This window comes from Pontibacter sp. HJ8 (assembly GCF_054824225.1).
Window position 1 is genome coordinate 1 of sequence record NZ_JSYF01000183.1, and the last position, 6,720, is coordinate 6,720.

Below are 6,720 nucleotides of genomic sequence, written 5' to 3' on the forward strand. Positions count from 1 at the left end.
GGCACGCTATGAGGTGGTGGGCTACTATTTTGAGACGGGCGTGAAGGAAGCAGTAGCGCGTAACAGCCAGCGAAGCGGGAAGCAACTTATACCCGAGCGGGGCATCTACGGCACCCAAAAGCGGCTGGTCCGGCCCACACTGGCCGAAGGGTTTGACAGGCTATATCGGGTGCGGCTGCTGCCGGAAGGAAACTTTGCAGTAGAAGAACTACAGCCTGTGTTGTAATATCCGACGGAGTTGTTGGCTTGCGCAAGGAAAATGAGGGTGAGGTATAGCCGTTTCCTATATTTATACGTTGAAGCTGCTGCAGTTGCAGTAGATATTGTGGCTGCAAGAGTATGTACCAACCAATTCACCCGCTATGATTTCTAACCTTTTCAACAAAACCAAAAAGGCAGCCTTGCTTTTTGCGCTGCTGCCCGCCCTTGTATTAAGTTCCTGTGACAAAGACTCTGATGAGGACGCCAACCCAAGCCATGTTCTGAACAAGAAAGCAGTGGGAGAGAGTGCCCGCGATCTGCTTTCGGCAGAAAAGTACAGCAAGGTCGTGGTGGAGCTGCAGTATGCACAGGGCTTTGAGCCCACGGCGGCGGCTGTCAGCAACCTGCGCAGCTGGATGGAGAAATACATGAATAAGCCCGGCGGGATCATTGTGAAGCAGGCCGCCATACCGGCGCCGGGCAAAAGCGCTTACTCTGTCAAGGACCTGGCAGGTATAGAAGAAAGCTACCGGACTGAGTATACCCGGCCTGATACGATTGCCATCTACTTTTTCTTTGCTGACAGCAAGTATGCGGAGGATACCGACAACAGCAAGGTGCTGGGAGTAGCTTACCGCAACACCTCCATGGCTTTGTTTGAGCACACCATCCGCAGCATGTCCGGAGGGATCGGCCAGCCGGACAGAGCCCGGCTGGAGAGCGTGATCCTGCAGCATGAGCTGGGGCACATTCTGGGCCTGGTGAATGCCGGCACCCCCATGCAGCAGCCCCACCAGGATGCGCCGCATGGCCGCCACTGCGACAACACCAAGTGCCTGATGCATTATACTGTGGAGACGGGCAATGTCGTGCAGAACCTGCTGGGCGGTTATACCCCGGTGCTGGATCAGAATTGTATCAACGATCTGAAAGCCAACGGCGGAAAGTAGTTGTATTAAAGTATAACTGTATGGTGAGGCTCCTGCATAAACAGGAGCCTCAACTATTTCCGGAGGGCGTTGTAGCAGATGTGTAGCCAGGGGAGTGCTGGCGCCGGAATTAAAATCTGCTGCTGTTTTGTTAGCGGATGGCAGATTTGCTATTCGCGGTGGATTGCTGCTTGGAATGTGGGGCAAAACGTTAATTTTGGAAAAATTTAGGATGACATGATACAAAGCAGCAGGCGGCTCGAGGCTGTTCATTACGAACTGTGCGGGCCCATCTACGAGAAGGCGAAGGAGTTGGAACTGCAAGGCCACCGCATCACCAAGCTGAACATCGGCAACCCGGCCCCCTTCGGCTTTAACGCGCCGGATGAGGTGATCCAAAATGTAGTGGATAACCTGCGGCATGCCCAGGGTTATTCTGATCACAAAGGTATTCTCTCAGCCCGCGAAGCAATCAAAAATTACTATGCCGCGAAAGGTATAGCCGGCATTCATACAGATGATATTTCCATTGGGAACGGGGTGAGCGAGCTGATCCTGCATGCGGTACAAGGGTTGCTCAATGACGGGGACGAGGTGCTGGTGCCTTCCCCGGACTACCCGCTCTGGACGGCAGCAGTGCGCTTCTCGGGAGGCAAGGCGGTGCACTACCTCTGCGACGAGGCATCGGACTGGAACCCGGACCTGGGCGACATCCGGCGCAAAATAACGAGCCGCACAAAGGCTCTTGTCATCATCAACCCAAACAACCCGACTGGTGCGGTATACGCGCCTGAGCTGCTGCAGGAACTGGTTGAACTGGCAGCAGAACACAACCTGGTCGTGTTCTCGGATGAGATCTATGACAAGATTCTCTATGATGAAGTGGACTACCGCTCTACCGCTACCTTCTCGGATGAAGTACTGACAGTAACGTTCAGCGGTTTGTCCAAGAACTACCTGGCAGCGGGCTTCCGGGCGGGCTGGATGCTGGTGAGCGGCAACAAGGCCAAGGCCAGGAGCTACATCGATGGCCTGAACACGATGGCCAGCCTGCGGGTATGCAGCAACGTGCCGGCGCAGTATGGCATACAGGCGGCGCTCGAAGGGCCGCAGCACATGCACGACCTGGTGCAGCCCACAGGCAGGCTCCGGCAGCAACGCGACAGTTGCTACGAAAAACTCATCGCTATACCTGGCATCACCTGTGTGAAACCCAAAGGCGCCTTTTACCTCTTCCCCAAGATCGATGTCAGCAGGTATAGGATCCGGGACGACCAGGCTTTTGTGCTGGATTTTCTGCGGGAGCAGCATGTGCTGCTGGTGCAGGGCAGCGGTTTTAACTGGCAGCAGCCGGACCATTTTCGCATCGTATACCTGCCGCAGGTGCAGGAATTGAACCAGACGATGGACAAGTTGGCCCTTTTCCTGCAAAACTACCAGGGTACCGGCGCGGTGGCCGAACAACAAACCGCAGGCATTTTATAAATCCGGTTGCGGCTGATACCACACAGCTGATAACATACAACAGGAAAGGCTCCCACCGCGGGAGCCTTTCCTGTTTCCGCCATGGGCTATACCTGGCTTATTTACCCGTAACCATAACCTCTGCCTGGAGTTTTGCATACACTATAGGATAGGTATAGGTATAGCAAAGACAAGCAGATGAAGACAAAGAGCATACTATTGAAGAGTCGCCCGCAGGGCATGCCGACAGAGGGAAATTTTGAGTTCAGGGAAGAGCAACTGCCGGACTTGCAAGAGGGGCAGCTGCTGCTGAAGGCGCTGTACGTATCAGTCGACCCGTAAATGCGCGGCCGCATGAGCGACGCCAAATCCTATGTGCCTCCTTACAACCTGAACGAGCCCATCCGGGGCGGCGTGGTGGCAGAGGTCGTCGAAAGCCGGCATGACAGGTATACCACCGGCGCGGTGGTGCTGGGCAACCTGCCCTGGCAAACCTACAGTGTCTCTGACGGCAAAGGGCTCAGCCAGCTGGACCCGCAACTGGCGCCGCTGAGCTACCACCTGGGTATACTGGGCATGCCGGGACTGACAGCCTACTGTGGCCTGCAGTACATCGGGCAGCCCAGGGAAGGAGAGACCGTCGTGGTATCAGGCGCTGCGGGAGCGGTAGGGACGGTCGTCGGCCAGATCGCGAAGCTGAGAGGCTGCCGGGTGGTAGGTATAGCCGGCTCCGATGAAAAGACCGCTTACCTGCAAAATGACCTGGGCTTTGATGCCGCCATCAATTACAAGACCATCGAAAACATGTCCCAGGCACTGGCAGCAGCCTGCCCTGCCGGCGTGGATATCTATTTTGACAATGTGGGAGGGGAGATTTCGGATGCCGTCTATACCTTGCTGAACAAATTCGCCCGCATAGCCATCTGTGGCCAGATCGCGCTTTACAATGCCACCACACGACCCACCGGCCCGCGGGTGGAGCCTATCCTGCTGACCAAGAGCGCTTTGATGAAAGGCTTCATTGTAGGTGACTATGCAGCACATTTCGGGGAAGCAGCCAAAGAACTGGCAAACTGGCTAAAAGCTGGTAAATTGCAGTACGAAGAGCATGTGGTAGAAGGATTCGACAAGCTGCCGCAGGCATTTTTTGGCTTGTTCAGAGGAGAGAATACAGGCAAGCTGCTCGTTAAAGTAGCAGCCTATAGTAAGTGATAATCGATCAATCAGCATACACTAGAGATATGAACAATTTCAATTTTTATAATCCGGTTAAGATCATTTTCGGAAAAGGGCAGATAGCGGCCCTGACTGCCGAGGTGCCGGCCAACGCCCGCATACTCATGGCCTATGGCGGCGGGAGCATCAAAAAGAATGGCGTATACGAGCAGGTCACCAACGCGCTTAAAGGCCATACGATCGTGGAGTTTGGCGGTATAGAGCCCAATCCCCGTTACGAAACCCTGATGCAGGCCGTAGAACTGGCAAAAAAAGAACAAATAGATTTTGTGCTGGCTGTAGGAGGAGGCTCTGTGATAGATGGTGTCAAGTTCATCGTGGCCGCCATACCGTTTGAGGGCGGTGACCCCTGGAGAATCTGCTCGGAGAAAGTGCCGCTTACCAAAGCATTACCGTTTGGTGCTGTGCTTACGCTGCCTGCTACCGGCTCCGAGATGAACTCCGGCTCTGTGATCACGCGGGAAGAGACCCGGGAGAAGTTCTCCTTCGGCTCCCCGCTCACTTTTCCAAAGTTCTCCATCCTGGATCCGGAAACCACCTTTTCGCTGCCGCTGCGCCAGCTCAGCAACGGGATCGCAGATGCCTTTACGCACGTGCTGGAGCAGTACCTGACCTACCCGGTCAATGCCCCGCTGCAGGACCGCCTGGCAGAGTCCATCCTGATCACGCTGAAAGAGGAGGGACCGAAAGCTTTGCAGCACCCCACGGATTACGACACGGCTGCCAACATCATGTGGTGTGCCACCATGGCGCTGAACGGGGTGATCCGGGTAGGAGTACCCACCGACTGGGCCACGCACATGATCGGCCACGAGCTCACCGCCCTGCACGGCATCGACCACGCCCGTACGCTGGCCATTGTGCTGCCCTCGCTGCTGCGCTACAAGCGCGACACCAAGCGCGAGAAGCTGCTGCAGTACGGGGAGCGGGTATGGCAGATCACGCAGGGCAATGACGAGGAGCGCATGGAAGCGACCGTGCAGGCTACCGTTCATTTCTTTGAATCGCTGGATATACCCACCCGGCTGAAGGACTACGAGGTGGACAAGGCAACCATACAGGAGATCGTCCGGCGCTTTGAGAAGCGCGGCGTAAAGAACCTGGGCGAGCGCGGCGACATCCAGGTGGCTGACGTGGAGCAGATCCTGACCATGAGCCTGTAAAAAGTAAAAGCGCCGGGGCAATGCAGCCCTGGCGCTTTTTAGCTTTGGATGTTACTTATTTTGAGAGTGGATGCAGCGCTGTGGTCTGGTCGACGAAGAGGAAAGCATCATACCGATCACCATACCTGCGTTTGCCAGGTTGGCGTAGCGGACCTGGTTTTCTTTCTAAACTTTGCGCAGATTCTTGAAATAGCTTGCCAGATGGCCGGCTAACGCACTGCTGCTTCTGTGCTTTCGGGCTGTTTATTGAGGAGCAGGTAGGCGTCTTCCAGCGTGGGCACCTGCCGGAACAGTTTGTCCAGCTGCAGGAGTTTTAGCATACGCTGGGTACTCTCACGCGCCCCGAACAGGACAACCGGGATGCCTTGTTTGCGAAGCATAAGCAACTTGTCAATGAAAGTGCATAGACAGGTTTGGGTCAGCTGAATGTGTTGTATGTGCGTACCTTCCAGCCATACCTGCTTTCTGGTATCCTGGGGAGCACGCTTTATCGCTTCATCTATTTCTGAGAAAGTGCTCTCGTTGAGCAATCCCTGCGCCACTACGACTGTAAGCCCTGTATATGATTGAACTGTGATTTCCATTTCAGTAGGATTGATGTATACTGCTCAAGGATGAATTTGCCAGTTGGGATGGGCAGGCGCCGTGGTAAGAGCTTACCGGCCCTCCTGTTCAAAGATCTACCTGTCGTGCTACCAGGTCCTGAAGTATCTGAAACACAGGGATGTGTGCCTCTTGCTTAATTGTATTTTATTAAACGTTGTAAAGTTGAGTAGGTAAGCACCTGCACAGCAAAATCCGTGATTCTACTGTATAGATTGAGAACTTATACTTAGCTTATATGCCTTGCTGTATTTATTGGATTGGATTATTTAACTATAATACACTGGTTGTCAGTAGTTTGGTGCGTAGTAGTACGGAATAGCGGAAAGAACCGCAGACAACTGTCAGTGTGGGGCTTTCTAACCGGCAGATAAATAAAAAGCACCCGGAGGAATCCGGGTGCTTTTTCTATGTTGGAAATACTTTTTTAGGCCACGACTGCCTCCGGGCTGGGAAGCGGGCAGGCTTCCTCCAGTGTTTTTGCCTTTGTAAAGTGCATGTCCAGATTCAGAAGCCTGAACAGTCGCTCCGTGGCGTGGTCCATACCGCATACAATGACTTTCACCTGTTCCCTTTTGATTTTGAGCAGCTCGTTTACAAAGGCGTACACGCTGCTGTTCGAGAGTTGATCCCGGTGTACGTGTGAGCAATCCAGCCAGAGCTGCCGCGTGGTATGGGGTGGCGCTGCAGCCAGTGCCTGGCCGACCGCTTTCAATTCCTGCTTTTTCAGGAGTCCTTTAACTACTGTTATATGTAGGTTCTGATAGTTGTGGTTGGTTACTTCCATCGTTTTAATTCTTAATAATTGAAAAATACAGAGACAGGGCTGGGGTAGGCCCCGGCTCTTGACTGGCGAATACCTAAAAAACTGATTTCCTGGGTTTTGCCCCGGAGTCTGATTCTTTTGAATGGCATATAGCTTTCGTTTTTCAGGGATGCCTTAAATTGTATAATACTATTTTATTTGCATTGAAATTTGTAAATGCCTCTATACCTAATGTCAAAGCTTTCAGTTTAGTATACTTCCACCGGATTAAATTTGATCGGTTGTGCTTGAATTGGAATTTATTGTAATTCGAAGAGATTAAACCACTTGGGCAAGCTGGTACGGCGGCAAGGTTATC

6 protein-coding genes and 2 pseudogenes are annotated in these 6,720 nt (G+C 53.3%); 6 read left to right on the forward strand and 2 right to left on the reverse strand.

All coding sequences use genetic code 11. The features are described 5' to 3' along the window. The 6 genes and pseudogenes from OB13_RS09095 to OB13_RS09120 form a co-directional block, all read left to right on the forward strand. Positions 1-226, forward strand: a pseudogene (locus OB13_RS09095) (ATP-binding protein); the annotation flags it as partial. A 136-nt stretch (positions 227-362) separates the two neighbouring features. Further along, the gene (locus OB13_RS09100; RefSeq protein WP_461489848.1) at positions 363-1,151 is read left to right on the forward strand and encodes a peptidase; all 789 of its coding nucleotides are present in this window, start codon (positions 363-365) and stop codon (positions 1,149-1,151) included. A gap of 216 nt (positions 1,152-1,367) precedes the next feature. Continuing rightward, positions 1,368-2,615, forward strand: coding sequence for a pyridoxal phosphate-dependent aminotransferase (locus OB13_RS09105; RefSeq protein WP_461489849.1), 1,248 nt, complete (start codon positions 1,368-1,370; stop codon positions 2,613-2,615). Between the two features lie 177 nt (positions 2,616-2,792). Then, positions 2,793-3,110, forward strand: a pseudogene (locus tag OB13_RS09110) (NADP-dependent oxidoreductase); the annotation flags it as partial. A 60-nt stretch (positions 3,111-3,170) separates the two neighbouring features. Next, on the forward strand, positions 3,171-3,806 hold the full coding sequence (locus OB13_RS09115) for an NADP-dependent oxidoreductase (protein WP_461489853.1): 636 nt from the start codon (positions 3,171-3,173) through the stop codon (positions 3,804-3,806). A 29-nt stretch (positions 3,807-3,835) separates the two neighbouring features. Continuing rightward, positions 3,836-4,993, forward strand: a complete 1,158-nt coding sequence (locus tag OB13_RS09120) for an iron-containing alcohol dehydrogenase (protein WP_461489850.1) — start codon at positions 3,836-3,838, stop codon at positions 4,991-4,993. Positions 4,994-5,202: 209 nt separating this feature from the next. On the opposite strand, the gene OB13_RS09125 is transcribed toward OB13_RS09120, so the two are convergent. Together OB13_RS09125 and OB13_RS09130 are read right to left on the reverse strand one after the other, a co-directional pair. After that, positions 5,203-5,577: an STAS domain-containing protein gene (locus tag OB13_RS09125; RefSeq protein ID WP_461489851.1), complete on the reverse strand. Its 375-nt coding sequence runs from the start codon at positions 5,575-5,577 to the stop codon at positions 5,203-5,205. A gap of 446 nt (positions 5,578-6,023) precedes the next feature. Beyond that, complete coding sequence (locus OB13_RS09130; RefSeq protein ID WP_461489852.1) at positions 6,024-6,383, reverse strand: STAS domain-containing protein; 360 nt, start codon at positions 6,381-6,383, stop codon at positions 6,024-6,026. Positions 6,384-6,720: the final 337 nt, after the last annotated feature.

Excerpts from the sequence above, each read along its gene's own strand:
- OB13_RS09100 (WP_461489848.1), top strand. The coding sequence starts at position 363 with ATGATTTCTAACCTTTTCAACAAAACCAAAAAGGCAGCCTTGCTTTTT.
- OB13_RS09105 (WP_461489849.1), top strand. The coding sequence starts at position 1,368 with ATGATACAAAGCAGCAGGCGGCTCGAGGCTGTTCATTACGAACTGTGC.
- OB13_RS09115 (WP_461489853.1), top strand. The coding sequence starts at position 3,171 with ATGCCGGGACTGACAGCCTACTGTGGCCTGCAGTACATCGGGCAGCCC.
- OB13_RS09120 (WP_461489850.1), top strand. The coding sequence starts at position 3,836 with ATGAACAATTTCAATTTTTATAATCCGGTTAAGATCATTTTCGGAAAA.
- OB13_RS09125 (WP_461489851.1), bottom strand. The coding sequence starts at position 5,577 with ATGGAAATCACAGTTCAATCATATACAGGGCTTACAGTCGTAGTGGCG.
- OB13_RS09130 (WP_461489852.1), bottom strand. The coding sequence starts at position 6,383 with ATGGAAGTAACCAACCACAACTATCAGAACCTACATATAACAGTAGTT.